Source organism: Blochmannia endosymbiont of Camponotus pudorosus, assembly GCF_059934925.1.
Map to the genome: position 1 here is coordinate 652,010 of NZ_CP011793.1, position 24,766 is coordinate 676,775.

The following is a 24,766-nucleotide window of genomic DNA, read 5'->3' on the forward strand; positions in this document are numbered from 1 at the left end:
TATATATCTATAAATTAAAATTACAAAAAAACATAGTATATTACCACATTATATTTAATTTCATAAATTATAATATATATATATTCAAATATATACCTAATTTATTTTATTCCATACATTTTTAATTCTAACTATTGCATATATAATCAATTATTCACCTAAATAAAAAATATTTAACCTTTACAATTATATTCCTAATAGCATTTATATGAATTAATACATATATTGTATATAGTTATAATAATTAAAAATAAAATATAGTATTTCAACATACATTCGTAATATAATTATATTTATGAATACTAAAATTTTAAGAATTGCTACTCGGAAAAGTCGATTAGCTATTTGTCAAGCAGAATATGTTTGTAATGAATTAAAACGTTTTTATCCAAATATAAAAACAAAATTGATACCTATTGTAACATCAGGAGATAAATTTTTTAATTTTGTTTTAAAAAACAAAATTAAAAAAGGTGCGTTTATCAAAGAATTAGAATATGCATTAGTTAAAAATCAAGCAGACATTGCTGTGCATTCTATGAAAGATATAACCACATCACTACCTAGTAAACTAATTCTTCCAGTATTATGCAAACGTAATGATCCAAGAGATGCTTTTATTAGTATCAAATATTCAGATATCACTAAACTCCCTCCAGGTAGTATAATCGGAACATCTAGCTTAAGAAGACAATGTCAAATTCGAGCTAGATATCCAGATTTAATATTACATGATCTACGAGGAAATATAGATACAAGAATTAAAAAATTACATCATGGACAATATGATGCAATAATTTTAGCAGTAGCTGGATTAAATAGACTACATTTAACAAAATACATAAAAACATATATAGATCCAGAAGATTTATTGCCAGCAATGGGTCAAGGAGCCATCGCTATAGAATGTCGTATAGATGACATTAGTACTATATCTTTACTATCTCCTTTATGCCACGAAGAAACCTCTTTACGAATTAAATCAGAACGAGCAGTTACTACTTACTTAGAAGGCTATTGCCGACTACCAATCGCTAGTTATTCTGAAATTAAAAATAACCAAATATGGTTAAGAGCTCTTATAGGCTTACCTGATGGTAGTAAAATTATTCGAACCGAAGGTAATGCTCCATTAAGTCAAGCAGAACAATTAGGGTTAGCTCTTGCTAAAGATTTACTAAATCAATTTAAAAAAATTACTCAAACTTAATATCAAATTATAAAAATTAATTATAACTCTACAAAATAAAAATTTTTATGAATATTCTAGTAACTCGACCTTCCCCTGATGGAGAAGAACTAGTAAATAAATTACTTTCCATTGGAAAGTCCGCTCATCATTTGCCATTAATTTATTTTTCTTCTGGTCAAACCTTATCGATGATAAAAAAATATTTAAACTTACTCAATACAGGAGACTTTTTATTTCTTTTATCTCAACATGCTGTTGAATATGCTCATTTCGAATTAATAAAAACAGGAGGTCATTGGCCTTCTACAATAACGTATTATTCTATTGGAGCAAAAACTAGTCTAAAAATGTATACATTATCAGGAATTCTATCTAAATATCCACATAATGAAGAAACTAGTGAAAACTTATTACAACTTCCAGAATTAATAAAAAATATTTCTGGACGACGAGCTCTTATTTTAAAAGGTAATAATGGACGAACTATCTTAAAAAACACCCTGAAAAAAAGAGGTGCATTGGTATTATCTTGTGAATGTTATACTAGAAATCCTGTCAAATACAACGGCCAAGAACAATTTAATTTAATGTCAACTCTTAACATTACTACTATAGTAATCACCACTAAAGAAATGTTAACACAACTGTATTATTTAATTCCTCAATGCTATCGAAACACATGGTTAACACAATGTCAATTAATCGTTGTAAGCACTCGATTAGCAAATCTAGCAAAAAATTTAGGGTGGAATAAAAAAAACATAATTATAACTAACTCAGCAAATAATAACACTATTTTTAATACACTTAAACATCCTTTTTAAAACAACCTTATTATCTTTTAATAAAAGAGGTATTATTTTCGGCGAGAGAGGATTTGAACCCCCGACCTACTGGTCCCAAACCAGACGCGCTACCAAACTGCGCTACTCGCCGAAAATAATAAAAAGTATTATTATTCACAATATAATTACTTTTTTTACTTTATTCAAACGAAAATGCGAAGGAAGGGATTTGAACCCTTACGTCTTTATCAAGACACTAACCTCTGAAGCTAATGCGTCTGCCTATTTCGCCACCTTCGCTAATGCATACTAACTTTATGAGTCAAAACTATTAATTATTTTATTTGTAAAAAATAATTTTACATGGGTGACTGATGGGATTCGAACCCACGACTACTGGAACCACAATCCAGGGCTCTACCAACTGAGCTACAATCACCTTCTTTATTATAATATTCATGATTATTATCAATTTTAAGTAAACTATTTTAATTTTACTCATCTACATGTACAAACCACCATAAAAATAAAAATGCGCCCGACAGGATTTGAACCTGAAATCTTTGCCTTCGGAAAGCAATGCTTTATCCATTTAAGCCACGGACGCTTGTCTGAAAATTATATCTTTACGAAAACACATCTCTCTCATATAAAAGTTCTGTTAAAAGCACTCTTTAAAATATTTTACTTAAACCTTAAAAATAAAAATAACCTAATTTAAACTGTTAAAACCTAAACAAAAATATAAAAAACACATAACCCACAGAAATATAATTCTACATCATATAAATAATTTTAACGATTATTATATTAACAACGCTTCATCATGTCAAAAAACTCATCATTAGTTTTAGTCATAGACAACTTATTCATCATAAATTCCATAGCATCAATTTCACCCATAGGATGAATTATTTTACGTAAAATCCATATTTTTTGAAGTTCATCATGAGTAGTAAGCAACTCTTCCTTTCTTGTTCCAGATCTATTATAATCGATAGCAGGAAAAACGCGTTTTTCAGCAATTTTCCTTGACAAATGTAATTCCATATTTCCTGTTCCTTTAAACTCTTCATAAATCACTTCATCCATTTTAGATCCAGTATCAATTAAAGCAGTAGCAATAATAGTTAAACTTCCCCCTTCTTCCATATTCCTAGCAGCTCCAAAGAAACGCTTAGGACGATGTAAAGCATTTGCGTCTACTCCTCCAGTTAACACTTTTCCAGACGCAGGAACTATAGTATTGTAAGCTCTCGCTAATCGAGTAATAGAATCTAATAAAATAATTACATCTTTCCTATGTTCTACTAATCTTTTAGCTTTTTCAATAACCATTTCTGATACTTGAACATGACGAGAAGCAGGTTCATCGAAAGTTGATGCAATAACTTCTCCATGAACCAAACGTTGCATTTCAGTCACTTCCTCAGGTCTTTCATCAATTAATAATACCATTAACACACAATCTGGATAATTATGACTAATACTTTGTGCAATATTTTGTAGCAACATAGTTTTACCAGCTTTTGGAGGAGCTACTATTAACCCTCTTTGCCCTCTCCCAATAGGAGAAGCTAAATCTAACACTCTAGCTGTTAAATCCTCTGTTGATCCATTTCCTCTTTCCATACGCAATCTGGAATTAGCATGTAATGGAGTAAGATTTTCAAATAGAATCTTACTTCTCGCATTTTCTGGTTTATCATAATTGACATCACTCACTTTTAACAAAGCAAAATAACGTTCCCCTTCTTTTGGCGGTCGTATTTTACCAGAAATAGTATCTCCAGTTCTTAAATTAAAACGTCTAATTTGACTAGGAGAAACATAAATATCATCCGGTCCTGCTAAATATGAACTATCACTAGAACGAAGAAACCCAAATCCATCTTGCAAAATTTCTAATACTCCATCTCCAAAAATATCTTCTCCAGTTTTAGCATGCTGTTTAAAAATTGCAAAAATAATATCTTGTTTTCTCATACGAGCTAAATTTTCTAGACCCATATTTTCCCCAAGCTTAACCAATTCAGACACTGGTATATTTTTTAATTTAGTAAGATTCATAATAGTGGATTCTTAATTTGAGACAATTTACACTATTGATTTTAAGATATGCATATCATGCAAACAGTACATGCTGATTATAACGTATTTTATCAAATTCACTCTAATTCTTCTTTTTATCAAAAGAAGATAAAAACATCATTATAAATATAAATAATATTTGGCTATTAAAATAACAGTAACCATTCAAAAGCCTTATATACTCAATTATCTACATACGATCCTAACCGTACTACTTATTTAGTATACTTATACAATAAAAACTATAGCATAAAGGAAACATTGTATCTTAATCTATAGCATACGTCTACTACACTATGGATAATTTTATTCAAAAATATTAAAAATATAATCACACATATGTATTTATAAAATCACACAATTGTTGTTTAGATACTAAACCTACTTTAGTAGCTAAAATTTCGTTACTTCTAATAAGCAATAAAGTAGGAATACTTCTAATATTATATTTCTTGGTAATTATAGGGTTATTATCTATATTTAATTTTGACACCTGTACTTTACTGTCAAACTCAACAGCTATTTCTTCTAAAATAGGAGCAATCATCTTACAAGGATTGCACCACTCTGCCCAAAAATCAATTAAAAATAAAATATTACTTTTAGTATCAATAGAATTTAAAACATGCTCTGCAAAATTAGCATCCGTTAGACATAATATTTTTTGATTCATTTAATTTTATCCTATTATTATTTATTAATCATCTTTAATATTGAATATATTATCTTATATAAGATAATTATAAAAAATATTTACAACATGAAAAATATCATTATTGATATTTAAAAACACACAATAACTTTCCTAATTATTAATACTAATCTAACAACATCAAATTCATATTCAAATCAATTAATTTATAATAATAAAATCATCAAACTCTTACCATTACTTAAAACTCTAAACTTATCATATTTTTCATATAACCTCTTAAATATGCTCCAACTTTTTCAACAGGATGATTCCGTATCATATTATTTACGTCACGCAACATAATATTATTAATTGAAATAACTGAATTATTACCATTAACTATATTTAAATCTTCCTCTTTCAAAAGCGATACAAACTCCTTCTTTAAAATAGGAAGAACAGTATTACTAAATACATAACACCCATATTCTGCAGTATCCGAAATTATCATATTCATTTCATATAATCTATTTCTGGAAATAGTATTAGCTATTAAAGGTAATTCATGCAATGATTCATAATATGCAGATTCTGCTTTGATCCCAGATTCTATCATAATATCAAAAGATAATTCTATACCTGCTTTCAATATAGCTACCATCCAAACTCCATAATCAAAATATACCTGTTCCGGAATTTTCTTATCATATATAGGCGCTTGTTCAAACAACAATCTCCTAGTATCTGCACGCCAACTTAATAAATTAAAATCTTTATTTTTCCAATCTAACATCATTTCATTAGAAAAAATCCCAGTCAATATATTTTCCATGTGTTTCTCAAAAATCGGTCTCAAAATTTTCTTTAATTGCTCAGACAATTCAAAAGCACGCAATTTATAAAAATTCGATAGCCTATCCATCATTAATGTAACACCACCTTGTTTTAATGCTTCAGTTATTACTTCCCATCCATTTTGAACTAATTTTCCTGCATACGCTGAATTTATACCATACTTAACCATTTGATCAAAACATAAAATCGATCCAACTTGAAGCATCCCACACAAAATAGTTTGCTCTCCCATAAGATCTGATTTTACTTCCGCTATAAATGATGATTCTAATACTCCAGCTCTATGACTACCTAATGCAAAAGCCCAAGATTTAGCTACTTCTATACCTATACCATACATATTATTCTCTTCATGTACAGCAATTAAACTAGGCACTCCAAAACCTCTATTATATTCTTGACGAACTTCTGTTCCAGGACATTTTGGAGCTACCATAATCACTGTAATATCTTTACGAATCTTCTTGCCAATTTCTACAATATGAAAACCATGTGAATAACCTAAGATCGATCTATATTTCATTAAAGGTTCTATCTGCTGAATAACAAAATCATGTTGCTTATCTGGTGTCAGATTAATAATAAAATCTGCATCAGGTACTAATTCATCATAAGTGCCTACAATAAAACCATTCTGTACCGCATTAATATAAGATATTGTCTTTTTGGTAATAGATTCTGAACGTAAAGCATACATAACTTCTAGACCAGAATCACGCATATTTAAACCTTGATTTAATCCTTGAGATCCACAACCAATTATCACTATTTTCTTAGACACCAATAATTGAATTCCTCTAGAAAACTCACTTTGATTCATTAATCGACATTTTCCCAAATGTTTTAATTTATTTATAAAACTTAACCTATTAAAATAATTACTCATAATAATGTAAAACCTCTATTAACTACCCTAAAATTCATTAATAAAATATTAAATAATATTGCTCTAATTAGTCTTCAAAAACTCGAATACTGGATTAGTCGTAACATCACGATATGCATATCCTAATTGCGATAAATATCGATCAAATTTAAATTCCTGATCAGTTAATTCAAACCCTGCTAAAACATGACCATAATCAGTGCCATGATTGCGATAATGAAACAAAGAAATATTCCACTTATTACCTAAAGTATTTAAAAATTTTGACAAAGCTCCAGGGAATTCTGGAAATTCAAAACTAAAAATTCGTTCATGCAAAGAATATAACGAACGAGAAGATCCTACCATATATCTAGCATGTAATTTAGCCATTTCATTATCAGAAACATCTATAACCGAAAAACCATACTTTAAAATGTTTTGTACTATACAATTTCTTTCATAATAACCATTTTTCAAAAGTATTCCTATAAAAACACAAACACTACTAGCCCCACTATAACGATAATTAAATTCTGTTACTGACCTACCTTCCAAAATTTTAAAAAACTCTAAAAAACTGCCTTTCTTTTCTGGAATAGTAACTACCATTAAAGCTTCTCTTTGTTCTCCTAATTCACAACGCTCTGAAATGTATCTTAATTCATGAAAATTAATATTTGCTCCTGACAAAATATGAGCTAACCTTTCCCCACGTATCTTATTTTGTTGAATATATTTTTTCATTCCAGCTAATGCCAATGCTCCTGAAGGTTCGGCGACAGCTCGCACATCTTCAAATAAATCTTTTATAGCAGCACAAATTGCATCATTATCTACAGTGATAACATCATCGAGGTATTTTTTACACAAACGGAATGTTTCATTTCCCACTCGACGTACAGCTACTCCTTCTGCAAAAGATCCAACTGTACTTAAACAAACAGGAGATCCAGCTAACAGAGCAGCACATAAAGAAGCAGATTCTTCTGCTTCAACACCTATTACCTTAATCTGAGGCATAAGATATTTAATCAAAACAGAAATTCCAGCAGCTAATCCTCCACCTCCTACAGGCACAAAAATACGATCTAAATGAGCATCTTGTTGCAATAATTCCATTGCTAAAGTACCTTGACCAGCAATAACAAGTGGATGATCAAAAGGAGGAATAAAAACTAAATGATGCTTTTCAGCTAAACGCACAGCTTCTATTTTAGCTTCATCAAAATTTGAACCACATAACAAAGGTTTCCCTCCAAAATGACGTACCGCATTTACTTTAATATCAGCAGTATTAATAGGCATAACAATCAAAGAATTAATACCAAGATATTTAGCTGAAAAAGCTACTCCTTGAGCATGATTACCAGCAGATGCTGTAATTATTCCAGAAGACTTCTGTGCTGCAGTAAGACTTGAAAGCATTGCATACGCTCCCCTCAATTTAAAACTATGTACTGGCTGTCTGTCTTCGCGTTTAACTAAAATTATATTTTTTAATCTTTTTGATAATTTATCCATAATTTGTAGTGGAGTAACCTGAGCTACCTCATATACATGAGAATGTAAAGCAGTTTTTAAATACAACAATGGACTACCTTCTTTCAAAGTAGAAAATACATATTTATTCATTATTTTTTCTACTTATATTCTTTTTTATATTATCCTTATAATTGAGATCTATCACGTACAGCTCCTTTATCAGCACTAGTAACTAACTTAGCATACGCTCTTAAAGATATAGATACATCCCGATTTCTATTAATTGGAGTCCATGCTTTTATTCCACGATTCACTTCTAACTCATTACGTTTTTCTATAACATAATCAGATACTTCTAATGTTATATTACGTTCATCAATATCAATATTGATCATATCTCCATCATGCACTAAACCTATTAAACCTCCAGATGCTGCTTCTGGAGATATATGACCAACTGATAAACCTGAAGTTCCTCCAGAAAATCTTCCATCTGTAATTAATGCGCAATATAAATCTAAATTCATAGATTTTAAAAAAGAAGTAGGATATAACATTTCTTGCATTCCAGGACCTCCTTTTGGACCTTCATATCGAATAACTATCACATCTCCTGAAATTATTTTACCTGACAAAATGGCTTCTACAGATTCCTCTTGACTTTCATATACTCTAGCAGGTCCTCGAAATTTTCTTAAGTTTGTAGAAGAAATCCCTGCTGTTTTTACAAGACAACCTCCTGGAGCAAGATTCCCGTATAATACAGCTAATCCTCCATCCTGATTGTAAGCATAAACACGACTTCTAATACACCCAGAGCAACGATCTATATCTAATGCACTCCATCTTTTATTTTGATAAAATGCTTTAACCGTACGCATTCCAGCAGGAGCAGCAGCATACATTTTTTTCACTGTTACATCCCTGCATGATATAATATTGTATTTTGACAATGTTTCTAATAAAGATTGATTTAATATATTACGCACACTTGTATGTAACAAACCACAACTATTTAACTCACCAAGTATACCTATAACTCCTCCAGCTCTATGAAAATCCTCTACATAGTATCGTTGAGAATTTGGAGCAATTTTACATAAATAAGGTACTTTTTTAGACAACCTGTCTACATCTTTCATAGTAAATTGTATTTCCCCTTCTTGAGCGGCTGCTAATAAATGTAACACAGTATTAGTAGATCCTCCCATAGAAATATCCAACATCATCGCATTCTCAAAAGCTAACTTATTTGCTATATTACGGGGCAAAACAGAATAATTATCCTCATCGTAATACAATTTAGATAACTGCATAATACTTTTACCAGCATTTACAAACATTTTTCTACGATCACGATGAGTTGCTAATAATGATCCATTTCCCGGTTGAGCTAATCCTAATGCTTCCATTAAACAATTCATAGAATTTGCAGTAAACATCCCTGAACAAGAACCACATGTAGGACATGCCGATGACTCAATATTTTCTTTATCTATTTTAGAAATACTTGAATTAGCTGAAGAAACTATAGCATCAACTAAACTTAATTTAATATGATTATTATTACTTCCAGATAATTGTACTGATCCAGATTCCATTGGACCACCAGATACAAAAACAGTTGGAATATTCAATCGTAGTGCTGCCATTAACATTCCAGGAGTAATCTTATCACAATTAGAAATACACACCATAGCATCAGCACAATGAGCATTAATTACGTATTCTACAGAATCAGCAATCAAATCTCTAGATGGTAAAGAATATAACATCCCACTATGCCCCATCGCAATTCCATCATCAATAGCAATAGTATTAAATTCTTTTGCAATTCCTCCATTATTATTAATTTCTTTTGAAATTATTTTACCTACATCTCTTAAATGAATATGACCTGGAACAAATTGAGTAAATGAATTTACCACAGCAACAATAATTTTATTAAAATCTTTAGAAGTCATACCTGTAGCTCGCCACAAAGCTCTAGCCCCAGCCATATTACTACCTTGAGTAGTAGTAGAAGAACGATATTTAGGCATACATTATTATCTCACATTAATAATCTTATTTAACAAACAATACTTAAATATATAAATTCCTATAAAATTAATACATATTCATTTATAATAATTTTTTAAAAAATTTTTTTAATTTACTTGTTCTAACCAACCCCATTGATCTTTAATCTTTCCACTAAATAGCCCAAAAAATAATTTCTGCAATTCTGAAGTAATAGGACCTTTCTTCCCTGATCTAATTTGTATACCATCAATACTGCGCACTGGTGTAATTTCTGCAGCTGTACCAACCATAAAAACTTCATCTGCTATATATAAATACTCACGAGGTAACATGCATTCTCGTACTTCCAATCCAACACTCTTTGCTAATTTAATAATAGAATCTCGAGTTATTCCAAGTAATATAGAAGCTCCACATGAAGGTGTGAATATAATACCATCTTTAATCATAAACAAATTTTCACCAGCACCTTCTGAAATATAACCATATGTATTTAAACCAATTCCTTCATGATAACCATATCTATGTGCTTCATTGCTAATTAACATAGAAGATAAATAATTACCTCCAGCTTTAGCTAAATTAGGAATAGTATTTGCTGGAACTCTATTCCAAGAAGAAACCATAACATCAATACCTAAATCTAAAGATTCCTTTCCCAAATATGATTTCCAATAAAAAGCAATTATAGCAAGATCAGCATTATATTGAGCAATAGGATCAATTTCTATCCCTACATTTCCAACAAAAACTAAAGGTCGAATATATGCATCAAATAAATTATTATTTCGAATAACCTTTTTACACGCTTTTACAATTTCTTGAATACTCCAAGAAATAGGCATATGATAAATCTTTGCAGAATTAACTAATCTTTTAATATGATCTTGAAGACGAAATATCACTGATCCCTTATATGATTTATAACAACGAATTCCTTCAAATACTGAAGATCCATAATGTAAAGCATGCGATGTAACATGTACATTTGCCTCATCCCATGGCACCATATTTCCGTTTATCCAAATAAAATTTGATTTATTAATCATATTTATTACTCTACAAAAAATAAATTTCAATCGATCATATTTCTGAAGCTATTATTCATCTAATTTCAATATAATTTATATCTATTAACTTATGCAATTGATTAAATAATAAATGTATTGATCGATCACTAGTTATAGTTAACAATAAAGTTACCTGTTTATCATTTGTAGCAGCATTACACACAAGCATATTTAACGCATATAATTCAAATCCACGATGCCGAGTAACTCTAAGAATACGTTCAACTACTTCTGGGCAAAACCTAGCTTTTATAAACAAAGAATGATACATTATCACCATTATAACTGTTAAATTCCTACTGTATATATTAAGTATATAACCCTTTTATTATTATTGCGTTAACATAGCATCATTTGAAGATCCAGGGGGTACCAACGGCCAAACATTCGCACTTTCATCAATTAATACATGTAATAAAAACGGTCCTTTATAAGAAAATAACATATTAACTGCATCTAACACTTGAGATTGATGAGAAATACACATCCCACTGATATCAAAGGATTTAGCTAAAGCCAAAAAATCTGGATTATCATTTAAAATAGTTTCACTATAACGTTTATCAAAAAATAATTCTTGCCACTGACGAACCATTCCCAAACGCTTATTATCTAACAAAACAATTTTTATAGGCAATTTTTTTCGTTTAATAGTGGCTAATTCTTGCATATTCATCATAAATGACCCATCTCCAGAAATACATATTACCATATGATCAGGACGTCCTATTTGAGCTCCAATAGCTGCAGGAGTACCAAAACCCATCGTCCCTAACCCTCCAGAAGTAATAAAATTTTCTGGACGACTAAATTGCATATGCTGTGCAGCCCACATTTGATGCTGACCCACATCAGTAGTTACCACTGTATCAACAGGTGCATTATCACTAATTGTTTTTAACAAAATCGGTGCAGAAATCTTATCATTATAAGATTTATAAGACCAATGATATTGCAATTTTAATGATTTTATTTGTTTTTGCCATGCCTGAATAGACAACGATTGAGTTAATGCTAATAATAAATCATTTAAACTGCCTGATATAAAAACATGTGCTGTACGTAACTTATTAAATTCTGCAAAATCAATATCTAAATGAATTATTTTTGCATTTGAAGCAAAAGTTTCTAGTTTTCCAGTAACTCTATCATCAAATCTTGCTCCAATTGCAATCAATAAATCGCATTGTTGTACCGCTAAATTAGCTGCCTGATTACCATGCATACCCAACATACCCAAATAATAATCTTCAGTGTAATCCAAAGCCCCTAATCCCTTTAATGTCACCACAGTAGGTATGCCGGTATTAGAAATAAACTTCCGTAATGACAACACTGCTCCAGCCATTCCTACTCCACCACCCACATAAACTATAGGACACTTTGATCGAGATATTAATATACGAGCTAAATCAATATTATCTTGTTTTTTACTACAATTATTAAATATATCATACTGTTTATTCTTTATGATTTCTTTTGGAAAATTACAAAAAATACCATGAGCTAATTGAATATTCTTCGGAACATCTATAAGAACTGGACCTTGTCTACCATATAATGCAATTTTAAACGCTTCATCAATAATTTTAGGTAATGTATTTAAAGAATCTACTAAAAAACTATGTTTAGTACATGCCAATGATAAACCCAAAACATCAATTTCTTGAAATGCATCAGTGCCAATCAATTCTAATCCAACTTGACCAGTAATAGCTATTATTGGAATTGAATCTAATAATGCATCAGCTAATCCAGTAATCAAATTAGTTGCACCAGGACCAGATGTAGCAAAACACACCCCCACTTTACCTGTAGCTCTAGCATATCCAATAGCTGCAATTACCGCTCCTTGTTCATGCCTACATAATAAATGCTTAATTTTAGAATCAAATAATGCATCATATATTGGCATAATTGCTCCTCCTGGATAACCAAAAATTACATCTACTCCTCTCTGCTGTAGCTCTTTAATTATCCACTGAGCTCCATTCATAATAATTTCTTCTTATTATCATAATTTTAATTAACATAAACAAACAATTAATAAATACATTTTATTCACTTGAATTCAACAATATCATACATTGTTTTTAATTGTACAACACAATGGAAATTATATACTGTTCAATAGTTTATATTGAATAAAATTACTTTTATAAATAAAAATAATATAACTTACAACAATTATTACATATAAAATATTATAAAATAACACTTTAACTTCTTTAATTACTACATTATATAAACATCTTAATACATTAATTTCAACTACATTCATTTTGCTCTAAAAATTATCATTAACTATACCTTAACCCTTTCGACAATATTAATACTCCCCTATATACCTATAACATACATATACGATAAAGCTTATTATATATTTCATAAACAGGGGTGAAGAGACTTGAACTCCTAACCCTCGGTTTTGGAGACCGATATTCTACCAGTTGAACTACACCCCTGATAAAATATTAAAAATCATATTTTGTATATTTCGTATATTTAAATAAAAAGGAAAAACAACAAAAACGGTGCGAACGGGATTCGAACCCGCGACCTCCGGCGTGACAAGCCGATATTCTAACCATCTGAACTATCGCACCATCTCTTTTTATTTGATTCAATAAAATGATACATAACAGAATAGACTAGCACTCTTTAAAGATAATAATTATTTTCATTACTATACAAAAACAATATTCATCTTTTATAACACACCTATTCTTCAGCAATCATAATTACATCTATTTCATTTTATTCAATAAATTATTATTCATGGAGCTAAGCGGAATTGAACCGCTAACCTTCTGCGTGCAAAACAGATGCTCTACCAATTGAGCTATAGCCCCATTCCACAACTACTTCTACGAATATAGAGGCATAAAACACACAATATATAAACATAGTATTATAAACATGATTATCAATAATATTAACAATCTTTAAAAAATTACTATATAATCTTAGTATAACATTACTACCATCTGCAATAATAGTCAAACATAAAAAACTAATATCATTTTTGCAAATATGAAATATTATATTAAATTATTCATCATATCCCTCAACACATAAAAATTACTATTAATTATCTAATAACATATTTAATTCTTATATTTTTAACTCTTCTAAAGAAAAAAAATTATAACTCATCAACAGAACTGATCGTAATTTTATAATATCTGAAGTATACATAGTATAATACGCTTTATTTTGATAAAACATATGACAACAATATTTATTATTTTTTTGAATATTATTATCTAGTAAATATTTAATACAACCAATAAGACTATTACTAGAATCTATTAAATTACTAGTTATTGGTAACACCGATTGTAATTCTGTTTTTAACCAAGAAAAATGAGTACAACCTAATATTATTGTATCAGGAAATTTTTTAAGACTGAACCAAGGATAAATGATATTAATCAACTCTAATTTCGAAATTAAATTCCCATGTACTTTCAATTCAGCCAATTTTACTAATCTGGAAGTCCCTAATAAAATTATACTTTTTTGATATGCAAAACGCTCTATCAAATTTAAAGTATATTGGTTATTTACAGTACGATATGTTCCTAATAATCCTATTACTCCATTTTTTGTATATTTACAAGCTAACTGAACTTCGGGTATAACTCCTATAATGGGAAATCTAAAAATAACTTTCAGTATACGTAGCGCACACACACTAATGGTGCAACATGCAATAATGACTAAATCAAATTTAAAATATTTATATGTATTTTCTATAATCCATATTGCACGTTGAATAATAAATTTTTCTGAACGCATTCCATAAGGAAAAAATTTATTATCAATCAAATACAAATAATTAATAAACGGAAATATTCTTCGAATTACTTCATAAAAAAACAATCCACCAATCCCTGAATCCAAAATTAAAATAGTCGAAAATCTAATAACACTATCTTTATAACACATCACGAAATTAAAAATTGAACATATTTAACTAATTTAAAAGCTTATACCAAAAAAAATAAAAACATACTCAATGCAATCAATCACATATCATAAATTTAATCACTCTTCTAGAATTCATTAAAAAACTACATAATTTTATCAATTACTATACTAAATATATAGTAATATCATTGATTGATAAAATCAATCGATCTTTAATATAAATATCGATATAACAAATACAATATTAACAATAATTATTTCCAATTTTATTTATATAATTATCATAACCATATTAATCATAGTCTTTTATAATTTTAATATTATTGAATATAAAAATATATAAATATCATTCATTTTATTTATTTATCTCTTTTATTTTTTATTACTCCTAGCGCATGACATATCGCATATGTTACATCTGATTGATTTAAAGTGTAAAAATGAAAATTCCTTACCCCTTCTTTAACTAAAAGTTTGACCATATCTATTGCAATAGAAGCTCCTAACATCTTTTGAGTATCTAAATCATCATCCAATCCATCAAAAATTATACACATCCACTTCGGTATTTTTACTTTAGTAAATCTAATAAAACGTTGCAACTGTTTAAAATTGAAAATTGGTAATATTCCAGGAATAATCTCTATCTCAATTCCTATAGAAATACATAAATCCCTAAATCTTAAATACTGTTCAACATCAAAAAAAAATTGAGTAATTGCTTTATTTGCTCCAGCATCTATTTTTTTTTTTAAATTAATTAAATCTGATTGAGGTGTTTTAGCTTCTGGATGTACTTCTGGATAAGCAGCTACTGCAATATCAAAATCTCCTATTTCCCTTAATAAAGCAACTAAATCTGAAGCATGCATAGATGATGGATATTTTGTTGCTATCTGATCTCCTCTTAAAGCAACTATATTACGAATATCATCATTCCAATATTCCCATGCAATATCTCGCAACATTTGAGGTGTTGCATCAATACATGTCAAATGTGGAGCTACTAGCAATCCAGTTCGTTTTTTTATACCTTTAATAACCCTATTAGTATTATCTCTTTTCCCAGAATAAGCTCCATATGTTACTGAAAAAAAATTGGGATGAAATTTACTTAACTTATTTACAGAATCCCACAGTACTTTTTCCATCCCTTCATTTTTAGGAGGAAAAAACTCAAATGATACACTAATCTTCTCTTGCAATTCAACTAAATAACAGTTCAAGATTTCTTGCTGAATAGCATGAAACATACTCATACAATTCACCCTCATTATTAAAATACAACACTATATATAATATACGATAGACAATAATATAAAACAAAATTTATTTCATTACATATAATATATATATTGTATAATAATATGACAAATATTTAATAAAATAGAAATATATTTCAAATAACTTATTTTATAAAAATTAAATAATCAAAATCCTTTTTTATTTTTATACTCGACTAAATAAGAATATTAATTTTATTATATATTACAAAAATAATTATACTTCACATATTACATATGAAATACTATCTATATAAAATTAATTTCATTAAATTGATTGAAATGCTTGATCCAAATCATTAACAAGATCTACACTGTCCTCTAACCCTACAGATACACGCAATAACATATTACTTATCCCAGCTTTATCCATGACTTCTTTTGACATAGAAGCATGAGTCATAGTAACTGGATGAGCAATTAAACTCTCTACACCTCCAAAAGATTCTGCTAATGTAAACAATTTTAAAGATTTTAAAAATTTAATTAATGTATTTTCAGAACCTTTTAATTCAAAACTGAATATCGATCCAAATCCTTTTTGTTGTTTACAAGCTATTTCATACCCAAAATTATTTAACAAACCAGGATAATATAAAACTTTAATTTTAGATTGCTTTAAAAAAAAATCTATAATAATTTTAGTATTAAATTGTTGCTGATGTACTCTTGGAAGCAATGTTCGCATACCCCGTAATAATTGATAACTATCAAACGCACTGCCAGTGATACCTAACGTATTCGCCCACCAAGATAATTTTTCATAAAATTTAACATTATTAGTAATCACTGCTCCTAATATTACATCTGAATGACCATTTAAATATTTACTACAAGAATGAATTACCAAATCTGCTCCTAATTTTAATGGATTTTGAAAAACAGGGGTCATAAAAGTATTATCTACTGCATAAATGATCCCATTACTACCGTTACCCTTAAAATTACATAAAGCAGAAATATCCGTCACACGAAGCATTGGATTGCTTGGTGTTTCAATAAAAATTAATTTAGGATTATATTTACTTAAATACTTTAATGTGGATTTTGTATCACATTGATTAATAAACTTTACTCTACATATCCCTTTTTTATCTAAAGACTCTAATAAACGATAGGTACCTCCATAACAATCATGAGGAGCTATTAAAAAATCATTTGAATTTAAAAAAGCCATACATACCAAAGAGATTGCAGACATTCCACTACTTGTTATTACTGCATACTGACCCCATTCTAAATTAGCCAAAGCCTGCTGGGTTACATCTCGAGTGGGATTTCTTCGTCTAGAATAATCATAAATTCTCGGTTTATTAAAACCAAAAAAATTATAAGTCGTGGAAAGAGTAATAGGGGGTACAACACATCCATGTTTCTCATCGTTGTTTAATCCACTCCTCACACTTATAGTTGCTGGATTTATTTTCATAACCATTATTATATAATAGTACACTTATATAAAATAAAAAATTTAATTAATTAAATATAATAATATAACAATATTACATATTTTTATATATAACATAAAAATAAAAAATTTACTAACTTCCTCATAATTTAATTACTATCAGATACAGATAAAAAATCGTTATCATTATTCTTATTAAAGCGTTTATTAAACAAATTAACTCTTCCTCTTGTATCTATAATACGCTGTGTACCAGTATAAAAAGGATGACATACACTACACACATCCAGATTAATATTATTTTTCAAAGTAGACCGAATATCAATTATATTGCCACATGAACATATTGCTTTTATTGAGTTATATTGTGGATGAATATTTTTTTTCATTTTTTCCCTACTGCTTAAAATAATTAAAAAATTATTATTCATATATCAATTTATAATAATTGTAAAATAATCAAATACTATTTATAATTATCCTTACAATAATGATTCCTATTATTTAATAAGTTAATTAAATTTAAATTATTAAAAAATATAACAACGTTGCTTAAACACATATTAATATAGCATATATGCTACACTGAATACACATATAAATAAAAAATTATTTTTGTAACTTATGATTGCACTTACTTAATATGAACGTAATTTTTTCATGATATTCATGCGCATAATAAAATAACTAGTAAAATGAATTCATTTAAAATAAATGTTATACATTAATAACATTGTGATACTGCAATCACAGATTTTAATTACCATGCAACTTTGTCTATTATTTTATATTCTTTAATACAACATCAATTTAATAAAATAAAATATATGCCTACATGGACTCCTGGAAAAATTATTTCCATCACACACTGGACAGACGATTTATTTAGTATAATTATAAATGCTAAAATTAATAAATTTATCGCGGGTCAATTCTCTAAAATTGGATTGAAAATTAATAATAAAGTAATACAACGCGCGTATTCTCATATCAATGCTTCAAACAAATCAAACTTAGAATTTTATATTAAAAAAGTCATTTCTGGAAAATTAACTACTTTATTACATTCCTTATCTTCTGGAGATACTATAATAATTTCTAAAGAATCGTATGGCCAATTTACAATAGATAAAATTCCTATTACTAATGATTGTTATTTTCTCTGGATGATTGCTACAGGGACAGGGATCAGTCCATTCTTATCTATGCTAAATAGCTTAAATAAAAGATTAAACCATTTCTCAAAAATCATATTAATTCATGCAACTAAATACTCCAAAAATTTAAATTATCTACATAATATGCAACTATTAAAAGATTTATATAAAAAAAAATTAATTATACAAACAATTTTAAGTCAAGAAAAATCCCCTAATTCATTATATGGCCGTATACCTATTTTAATAGAAAACGATATTTTAGAGAAAACTATAGGATTATATTTCAATAACAAAAGCCGAATAATGCTTTGTGGCAATCCTAATATGATATCTGATACTAAACAAATATTATATAAAAAATATGGAATTAAAAATTATCCTGAAAATAAAATTCCGCATATCATTCAAGAACGATACTGGTAATTGATAATAAATATTATTCCCTTCTTAATGATAATTATATTAATTATCAAAAACAATATAATAAAAATATACTTTTTACCTAATCCAAGTTACTACCGCTAATCAAATAGAAAATAAATATTTAAAATTAATACATAAATACATCATTATACAGATATTATATAATTATCTTGATTTATAATGATATTTATACTATATTGAAGTATAAACATATATAGAATACAATATTTATTCTTTTTTATAAATAACGAAAATTATATGAAACCTCCATTAATAATAGGAAACTGGAAATTAAACGGAACTAAAAACACAATAACAAAATTGTTATCTGAATTAATTAAAGAAGAAATTGTACAATCTGAATATATCAATATTGCTATAGCTCCTCCTATGGTATATTTAGATTTCACTGGTAATTATTTACTAAATAATTACCCTAACTTTACCTCCCAAAATGATAATCATATCAAATTATGCGCTCAAAATGTTGATATTAACTCATCAGGAGCATTTACAGGAGATACCTCGGCGGTAATGCTAAAAGATTTAAGAGTACAATATGTTCTTATTGGACATTCCGAGCGTAGAATATATCATAAAGAAAACAATGAGTTTATTGCAAAAAAAATTTACATTTCAAAAAAAATTGGATTAATACCTATTTTATGTATTGGAGAAAACCAAATAGAACACAATTCTGGAGTTGCTGAATCGGTATGTTCTCAACAAATTGATTCTGTTATCAACTTAATTGGAATTCAAGCATTCAAAAATACAATTATTGCTTACGAACCTATATGGGCCATCGGAAGCGGAGCAAGCGCATGTCCCAAATATACACAATCAATTCATAAATTTATACGCAATCATATTGCTTTACACGATCCATACATCTCAAAACAAATATCAATTCAATACGGAGGATCCGTTAACGTAAGTAATGCTATTCAATTTATTTCACAAAAAGATATTGATGGTTTATTAATTGGATCTGCTTCCTTAAACACACATCTTTTTATAAAAATTATAAAATCTATCGAACAATATATACGTAATAAACCTTAATAATTATCATTACGATTACTACAATTGTAATTTCAGAATAATTTCTTTGCTGTTTTAAAGAAATCTTTCCGAAATGGACGATGCATATACTTTATTGCTCTATTAATATCATGATATACTAACTTTTCATTTTGCACTCCAATGCAACATCCGCTACATCCTTTCAACAATAACTCAATTGAATATACCCCCATTCTAGATCCTAAAATACGATCATATGCTACTGGTTTTCCTCCACGTTGAATATATCCTAAAACGGTAGCACGAGTTTCTTTTCCAGTTTTTTCTTCAATATATTTCGCTAAATCAAATACATCACAAATATGTTCGGTAATAGCAACGATTGCATGTTTTTTGCCTTGAGAAATATCAAATCTAACCTTACTTACCAAATCTTGTACCTGAAACTTTAATTCAGGAATAACAATAAATTCACATCCTCCTGCTATGGCTGCAGCCATAGTTAAATCTCCACAATAACGACCCATAACCTCCACAATAGAAACACGTTGATGAGAAGAAGAAGTATCCCGTAATCTATCAATTGCTTCAATAATTGTTTCTAAAGCTGTAAAATACCCAATAGTATAATCTGTACCAGCAACATCATTATCAATAGTTCCAGGCAATCCAATACAAGGACAGCCCATATCACTAAGTTTTTTCGCTCCAATATAAGAACCATCGCCACCTATAATTACTAAAGCATCAAGATTACGTTTATTTACATTATCAATGACTTTTGCTCTTACTGCATGTTTCTTAAATTCAGGAAAACGAGAAGAACCAAGAAATGTACCACCTCTATTAATGATATCTGAAACACTACAATGATTTAACAAAATCATACGATTCTGAAATAATCCTAAGTAACCGTCATATATGCCATATACTTCTAAACCTTCAGATAATCCCATACGCACTACTCCTCGAATAGCCGCATTCATTCCTGGAGAATCCCCTCCACTTGTCAATACTCCTATTCTTTTTATCATATATAACCAACTTAATTAACTATAACTTAACAATCACTATTTACATAAAAAATCATATATTTATACCTATAACCACATAAAATCATGTTTACATACAATTCTTATCCGCATACTGCCAATCATAATACTATATAAAAATATATCATAAAAATAAATTTATTTTTTATTTTAGACAACCCATTCACTAAAAACAACAAATATATATTATTTTTAAATCTATTTAAAAATAGAATCACATGCTACAACACAAAAATACAATGATACAAATATTTCAATTATTTACTCAAATAAAAACCAATCAACTTATCAAAAAACAATTATTATTCATTACAATAATTTAATTTTTTAAAATTAAATTATTGTAGATAAATCAATATTTTATTTAAAAAATCATTAGTTACTATATACACACTATAATTACTATGCATTATTAACCGACACTAATTGAGCTGGTTTTCCAGTAACTGTAGAATAAGAAGGCACAGAATGTAATACAATAGAACCAGCTCCTATTTTAGCTCCATAACCTATTTCAATATTTCCTAAAATAATAGCTCCAGCTCCAATTAAAACATTTTGTTTAACTTTAGGATGACGATTTCCATGGACTTTCCCAGTACTACCTAACGTCACTGACTGCATTATAGAAACATTATTTTCTACCACTGCAGTTTCTCCTATTACCACTCCAGTAGCATGATCCAACATAATCCCACAACCAATTTTTGCTGCAGGATGAATATCTACATTAAAAATAACAGAAATATAACTATGAAAATACATAGCTAAATCTAAACGATTATTTTCCCACAGCCAATGAGTAATACGATATGCTTGCAATGCATGAAATCCTTTAAAATAAAGAAAAGGAGTAATATATTTTGAAACAGATGGATCATTAAGCCGCATTACATAAACATCCCACGCTGCAGAAGTAACAATATCACCATCAGTATCATATATATTTTTTAATATACTCACTACATCAATTACCTCTATATCTAAACTATTTAACTTTTTAGACAACATGAAAACTAAAGCATCTTTAAAACTATTATGCTTTAATAAAAATGTATATAAAAAATTCCTTAATAAAGGTTCAGAACTCATTAACGATTTAGCTTCAAGTATCATATTATTCCAAATCATATTTACTTTATTTACAGACATATATCCCCTTATATCATGATGCAACAATTAATTATTTAACTTGATAAATTACTCATTTCATCAACATGTGTCCGTTTCAATAACGCATAAACTGCTTCATGAATACTTTTATTCTTATATAATATTTGATATATTTGATTTGTAATAGGCATAACAACTCCGTACCGTATTGATAACCTATATATTTCTCTCACATTACATATCCCTTCTATTACTTGACCAATCTTTTTTTTAGCCTGATTTATATCAATTCCCTGACCTAATAATACCCCAAAACGACGATTACGTGATTGATTATCAATGCAAGTTAATACTAAATCTCCTAATCCAGCTAACCCTACAAATACACTGGCAGTAGCACCCATCGCTATGCCTAATCTAGACATTTCAACCAAACCACGAGTAATTAAAGCAGTCCTAGCATTAGCTCCAAATCCTATTCCATCAGATATTCCTACTCCAATAGCAATAACATTCTTCACTGCTCCTGCTATCTGTACTCCAATAATATCAGTATTCCTATATACCCGAAGATTTTTGATAGAAAATAATAACTGTTGTACATCATAACCAAATTTATCATCATTAGACGCTAAAGTTATCGCTGTAGGCAAACCTTCAGCAAGTTCTCGAGCAAAAGTTGGGCCAGATATTAAAGCAAAAGGAATATCAGCTCCTAAAATATCATCAACTACATCCTTTAATAATCGACCAGTTTTCGGTTCTAATCCTTTTGATGCAACAATAACACGAATATCATTTTTTAAATTTATTTTTATTTTTATCAACACATAACTAAAAACATGGCTAGGAACAGCAATTAAAACATCCTTAGAAAAACTTAAAGCTGCCGATAAAGACTCTTCCAGATATAATAAAGGAGGGAAAGGAATATTTGGCAAATTTACTGGATTAGATCGATGCAACTTAAGTATCTGTATATGTTTTGAATTATGTCCCCACAATACAACAGTATTACCACCTTTAGCTAACGCAACAGCTAAAGCTGTCCCGTATGCCCCAGCCCCTATAACAGTAACAACAATTGATTTTTGTACAAAACTAGCAGCACACAATTATCTCAACCAAATTTTTTAAAAAATATCCCCTGTTAATTTCAAACTAATTCTGATAACTATTACAACTTCAATAAAATAAACTAACCTACACAATTTTTACTTAAAAACCGCAAATTTTCAACACTTACACAAGTGTATATATGAATAATGGTATTTATTAAAACTATTAGATCACCATCACATTTATTAATAATCTGCATTAATAAAAATGTAAATAATCGTTATTATATTAACGTCACTTTAAAAATTAAAATCAATAATATAAAAAACTTTCTTTCCTACCAAAATATACAACTACTCTACATAACCTATCTACAAATCTAATTTCAACACACATACCTATCTAAATAAGATTTTAAAATAGAGAAAAATTATTATATCTTTAATAAAGTATTTAAAGTGTCCAAATCGTCATTCAGTTTCAACAAATCATCCGACCCACCGATATGATGTCCATTAATAAATATTTGAGGGACAGTGATACAACCTCCAGATCTATTACACATTTCTAAATAATTGAAACTGGAAGAACCTTCATCAACAGAAATTTCTTTAAATCTCAAGAACCTATCTTTCAAAAAATTTTTCGCCCTAACACAATAAGGGCAATCTTTTTTTGTATAAATCTCTATATTATACGACATTTTATCTTTTCCATTACTCTTTGTTTACACTAAACTTATCCGATCTTAATAACAAAGGTAAATTCCTCTTCCAACTCATAATACCACCTTTTAACACGTAAACTTCCTTAAATCCTAACTTATTCAAATATTTCCTTAATAAAAATACCGACCATCTCTTAAATATAGTATGCACAACAATCAATGGCCAAGATTTTCTAACTTCTCCGTTATGCATTAAAAAAGATACATCACTCCCCTTATCCTTAATTTCTTTAATCGTTAAATTAATACTATTAACAATGTGACCAGACCAATACTCATCTAAACTCCTTACGTCCAAAACTACTGCATTCCTTGTGTTAATTAAAAAAACAGCTTTTTCACAAGATATTTCAAAATAACTAAACACACAATCCGTTAAGAAATTATACACCACAATAACAAAAACAAAACTCCACACTGCAACCAACACTATATGACTTTCTACAAATACCATTATGTCATCTGATAACATCTTCTATCCTAACCATATAAACTAAAAGAGAATATTACTACTAAAATCACAAGAAGTAAAGAATTTTTTACTACTCATCCTTCTATTTATAAAAAATAGAAGGATGAG

Annotated in this window: 21 protein-coding genes and 7 tRNA genes; 4 read left to right on the plus strand and 24 right to left on the minus strand. The window is 28.6% G+C overall.

The genetic code is table 11. From position 1 onward, the window contains the following. The first annotated feature begins 295 nt into the window (after positions 1–295). Together hemC and hemD are read left to right on the plus strand one after the other, a co-directional pair. Positions 296–1,210, plus strand: a complete 915-nt coding sequence (hemC, locus tag Bpudo544_RS02930; RefSeq protein WP_500825283.1) for a hydroxymethylbilane synthase — start codon at positions 296–298, stop codon at positions 1,208–1,210. A 47-nt stretch (positions 1,211–1,257) separates the two neighbouring features. Continuing rightward, the gene (gene hemD, locus Bpudo544_RS02935; RefSeq protein ID WP_500825284.1) at positions 1,258–2,016 is read left to right on the plus strand and encodes a uroporphyrinogen-III synthase; all 759 of its coding nucleotides are present in this window, start codon (positions 1,258–1,260) and stop codon (positions 2,014–2,016) included. A 38-nt stretch (positions 2,017–2,054) separates the two neighbouring features. Here hemD and Bpudo544_RS02940 read toward each other — a convergent pair. The 19 genes from Bpudo544_RS02940 to rpmE all read right to left on the minus strand — a co-directional run bounded on the left by Bpudo544_RS02940 (position 2,055) and on the right by rpmE (position 18,015). Beyond that, a tRNA-Pro gene (locus Bpudo544_RS02940) sits at positions 2,055–2,128 on the minus strand. A 63-nt stretch (positions 2,129–2,191) separates the two neighbouring features. Further along, positions 2,192–2,277: transfer RNA gene (locus Bpudo544_RS02945), tRNA-Leu, on the minus strand. 66 nt (positions 2,278–2,343) lie between these two features. Next, positions 2,344–2,416, minus strand: a tRNA-His gene (locus Bpudo544_RS02950). Between the two features lie 94 nt (positions 2,417–2,510). Beyond that, a tRNA-Arg gene (locus Bpudo544_RS02955) sits at positions 2,511–2,584 on the minus strand. 203 nt (positions 2,585–2,787) lie between these two features. Then, positions 2,788–4,047: a transcription termination factor Rho gene (rho, locus tag Bpudo544_RS02960; RefSeq protein ID WP_500825285.1), complete on the minus strand. Its 1,260-nt coding sequence runs from the start codon at positions 4,045–4,047 to the stop codon at positions 2,788–2,790. 352 nt (positions 4,048–4,399) lie between these two features. Then, a complete protein-coding gene (gene trxA, locus Bpudo544_RS02965; protein ID WP_500825286.1) occupies positions 4,400–4,741 on the minus strand; it encodes a thioredoxin in 342 nt (113 codons plus the stop codon). Positions 4,742–4,961: 220 nt separating this feature from the next. Beyond that, positions 4,962–6,443, minus strand: a complete 1,482-nt coding sequence (gene ilvC, locus Bpudo544_RS02970) for a ketol-acid reductoisomerase (protein ID WP_500825287.1) — start codon at positions 6,441–6,443, stop codon at positions 4,962–4,964. 63 nt (positions 6,444–6,506) lie between these two features. Further along, positions 6,507–8,057 (minus strand): threonine ammonia-lyase, biosynthetic, encoded by a 1,551-nt coding sequence (ilvA, locus tag Bpudo544_RS02975; RefSeq protein WP_500825288.1) that lies wholly within the window; start codon positions 8,055–8,057, stop codon positions 6,507–6,509. 35 nt (positions 8,058–8,092) lie between these two features. Then, the gene (ilvD, locus tag Bpudo544_RS02980) at positions 8,093–9,949 is read right to left on the minus strand and encodes a dihydroxy-acid dehydratase (RefSeq protein WP_500825289.1); all 1,857 of its coding nucleotides are present in this window, start codon (positions 9,947–9,949) and stop codon (positions 8,093–8,095) included. Between the two features lie 108 nt (positions 9,950–10,057). Then, entirely contained in the window at positions 10,058–10,981 is a 924-nt protein-coding gene (locus tag Bpudo544_RS02985) for a branched-chain amino acid transaminase (RefSeq protein ID WP_500825290.1), read from the minus strand. Positions 10,982–11,036: 55 nt separating this feature from the next. Further along, on the minus strand, positions 11,037–11,276 hold the full coding sequence (ilvM, locus tag Bpudo544_RS02990) for an acetolactate synthase 2 small subunit (RefSeq protein ID WP_500825655.1): 240 nt from the start codon (positions 11,274–11,276) through the stop codon (positions 11,037–11,039). A gap of 57 nt (positions 11,277–11,333) precedes the next feature. Next, complete coding sequence (gene ilvG, locus Bpudo544_RS02995; RefSeq protein ID WP_500825291.1) at positions 11,334–12,998, minus strand: acetolactate synthase 2 catalytic subunit; 1,665 nt, start codon at positions 12,996–12,998, stop codon at positions 11,334–11,336. Between the two features lie 396 nt (positions 12,999–13,394). After that, positions 13,395–13,467: transfer RNA gene (locus tag Bpudo544_RS03000), tRNA-Trp, on the minus strand. Between the two features lie 67 nt (positions 13,468–13,534). Further along, a tRNA-Asp gene (locus Bpudo544_RS03005) sits at positions 13,535–13,608 on the minus strand. Positions 13,609–13,781: 173 nt separating this feature from the next. Further along, a tRNA-Ala gene (locus Bpudo544_RS03010) sits at positions 13,782–13,854 on the minus strand. Between the two features lie 262 nt (positions 13,855–14,116). Then, positions 14,117–14,953 carry a glutamate racemase gene (murI, locus tag Bpudo544_RS03015; RefSeq protein WP_500825292.1) on the minus strand — a complete coding sequence of 279 codons (837 nt, stop codon included), beginning with the start codon at positions 14,951–14,953 and terminating at the stop codon, positions 14,117–14,119. 341 nt (positions 14,954–15,294) lie between these two features. Next, positions 15,295–16,194 (minus strand): methylenetetrahydrofolate reductase, encoded by a 900-nt coding sequence (gene metF, locus Bpudo544_RS03020; RefSeq protein ID WP_500825293.1) that lies wholly within the window; start codon positions 16,192–16,194, stop codon positions 15,295–15,297. 292 nt (positions 16,195–16,486) lie between these two features. Next, positions 16,487–17,647, minus strand: coding sequence for a cystathionine gamma-synthase (metB, locus tag Bpudo544_RS03025; RefSeq protein WP_500825656.1), 1,161 nt, complete (start codon positions 17,645–17,647; stop codon positions 16,487–16,489). 128 nt (positions 17,648–17,775) lie between these two features. Further along, positions 17,776–18,015: a 50S ribosomal protein L31 gene (rpmE, locus tag Bpudo544_RS03030; protein ID WP_500825657.1), complete on the minus strand. Its 240-nt coding sequence runs from the start codon at positions 18,013–18,015 to the stop codon at positions 17,776–17,778. A gap of 438 nt (positions 18,016–18,453) precedes the next feature. Between rpmE and Bpudo544_RS03035 the strand changes: the two genes are divergently transcribed. Together Bpudo544_RS03035 and tpiA are read left to right on the plus strand one after the other, a co-directional pair. Then, on the plus strand, positions 18,454–19,209 hold the full coding sequence (locus Bpudo544_RS03035) for an FAD-binding oxidoreductase (RefSeq protein ID WP_500825294.1): 756 nt from the start codon (positions 18,454–18,456) through the stop codon (positions 19,207–19,209). A gap of 258 nt (positions 19,210–19,467) precedes the next feature. After that, entirely contained in the window at positions 19,468–20,274 is an 807-nt protein-coding gene (gene tpiA / locus Bpudo544_RS03040) for a triose-phosphate isomerase (protein WP_500825295.1), read from the plus strand. A gap of 32 nt (positions 20,275–20,306) precedes the next feature. Here the strand turns inward: tpiA and pfkA are convergent, their stop codons facing one another. The 5 genes from pfkA to Bpudo544_RS03065 form a co-directional block, all read right to left on the minus strand. After that, a complete protein-coding gene (gene pfkA / locus Bpudo544_RS03045) occupies positions 20,307–21,269 on the minus strand; it encodes a 6-phosphofructokinase (protein WP_500825296.1) in 963 nt (320 codons plus the stop codon). 420 nt (positions 21,270–21,689) lie between these two features. Continuing rightward, the gene (gene cysE, locus Bpudo544_RS03050) at positions 21,690–22,439 is read right to left on the minus strand and encodes a serine O-acetyltransferase (protein ID WP_500825297.1); all 750 of its coding nucleotides are present in this window, start codon (positions 22,437–22,439) and stop codon (positions 21,690–21,692) included. Positions 22,440–22,474: 35 nt separating this feature from the next. Continuing rightward, on the minus strand, positions 22,475–23,515 hold the full coding sequence (gpsA, locus tag Bpudo544_RS03055) for an NAD(P)H-dependent glycerol-3-phosphate dehydrogenase (protein WP_500825298.1): 1,041 nt from the start codon (positions 23,513–23,515) through the stop codon (positions 22,475–22,477). Positions 23,516–23,892: 377 nt separating this feature from the next. Next, a complete protein-coding gene (grxC, locus tag Bpudo544_RS03060; protein ID WP_500825299.1) occupies positions 23,893–24,162 on the minus strand; it encodes a glutaredoxin 3 in 270 nt (89 codons plus the stop codon). Between the two features lie 13 nt (positions 24,163–24,175). Further along, positions 24,176–24,658, minus strand: a complete 483-nt coding sequence (locus tag Bpudo544_RS03065; RefSeq protein ID WP_500825300.1) for a rhodanese-like domain-containing protein — start codon at positions 24,656–24,658, stop codon at positions 24,176–24,178. Positions 24,659–24,766 lie beyond the last annotated feature (108 nt).

Excerpts from the sequence above, each read along its gene's own strand:
- rho (WP_500825285.1), bottom strand. The coding sequence starts at position 4,047 with ATGAATCTTACTAAATTAAAAAATATACCAGTGTCTGAATTGGTTAAG.
- murI (WP_500825292.1), bottom strand. The coding sequence starts at position 14,953 with ATGTGTTATAAAGATAGTGTTATTAGATTTTCGACTATTTTAATTTTG.
- pfkA (WP_500825296.1), bottom strand. The coding sequence starts at position 21,269 with ATGATAAAAAGAATAGGAGTATTGACAAGTGGAGGGGATTCTCCAGGA.
- Bpudo544_RS02985 (WP_500825290.1), bottom strand. The coding sequence starts at position 10,981 with ATGATTAATAAATCAAATTTTATTTGGATAAACGGAAATATGGTGCCA.
- hemD (WP_500825284.1), top strand. The coding sequence starts at position 1,258 with ATGAATATTCTAGTAACTCGACCTTCCCCTGATGGAGAAGAACTAGTA.
- Bpudo544_RS03065 (WP_500825300.1), bottom strand. The coding sequence starts at position 24,658 with ATGTTATCAGATGACATAATGGTATTTGTAGAAAGTCATATAGTGTTG.
- rpmE (WP_500825657.1), bottom strand. The coding sequence starts at position 18,015 with ATGAAAAAAAATATTCATCCACAATATAACTCAATAAAAGCAATATGT.
- grxC (WP_500825299.1), bottom strand. The coding sequence starts at position 24,162 with ATGTCGTATAATATAGAGATTTATACAAAAAAAGATTGCCCTTATTGT.
- ilvD (WP_500825289.1), bottom strand. The coding sequence starts at position 9,949 with ATGCCTAAATATCGTTCTTCTACTACTACTCAAGGTAGTAATATGGCT.
- hemC (WP_500825283.1), top strand. The coding sequence starts at position 296 with ATGAATACTAAAATTTTAAGAATTGCTACTCGGAAAAGTCGATTAGCT.
- metB (WP_500825656.1), bottom strand. The coding sequence starts at position 17,647 with ATGAAAATAAATCCAGCAACTATAAGTGTGAGGAGTGGATTAAACAAC.
- ilvG (WP_500825291.1), bottom strand. The coding sequence starts at position 12,998 with ATGAATGGAGCTCAGTGGATAATTAAAGAGCTACAGCAGAGAGGAGTA.
- ilvC (WP_500825287.1), bottom strand. The coding sequence starts at position 6,443 with ATGAGTAATTATTTTAATAGGTTAAGTTTTATAAATAAATTAAAACAT.
- trxA (WP_500825286.1), bottom strand. The coding sequence starts at position 4,741 with ATGAATCAAAAAATATTATGTCTAACGGATGCTAATTTTGCAGAGCAT.
- ilvA (WP_500825288.1), bottom strand. The coding sequence starts at position 8,057 with ATGAATAAATATGTATTTTCTACTTTGAAAGAAGGTAGTCCATTGTTG.
- tpiA (WP_500825295.1), top strand. The coding sequence starts at position 19,468 with ATGAAACCTCCATTAATAATAGGAAACTGGAAATTAAACGGAACTAAA.
- metF (WP_500825293.1), bottom strand. The coding sequence starts at position 16,194 with ATGAGTATGTTTCATGCTATTCAGCAAGAAATCTTGAACTGTTATTTA.
- cysE (WP_500825297.1), bottom strand. The coding sequence starts at position 22,439 with ATGTCTGTAAATAAAGTAAATATGATTTGGAATAATATGATACTTGAA.
- Bpudo544_RS03035 (WP_500825294.1), top strand. The coding sequence starts at position 18,454 with ATGCCTACATGGACTCCTGGAAAAATTATTTCCATCACACACTGGACA.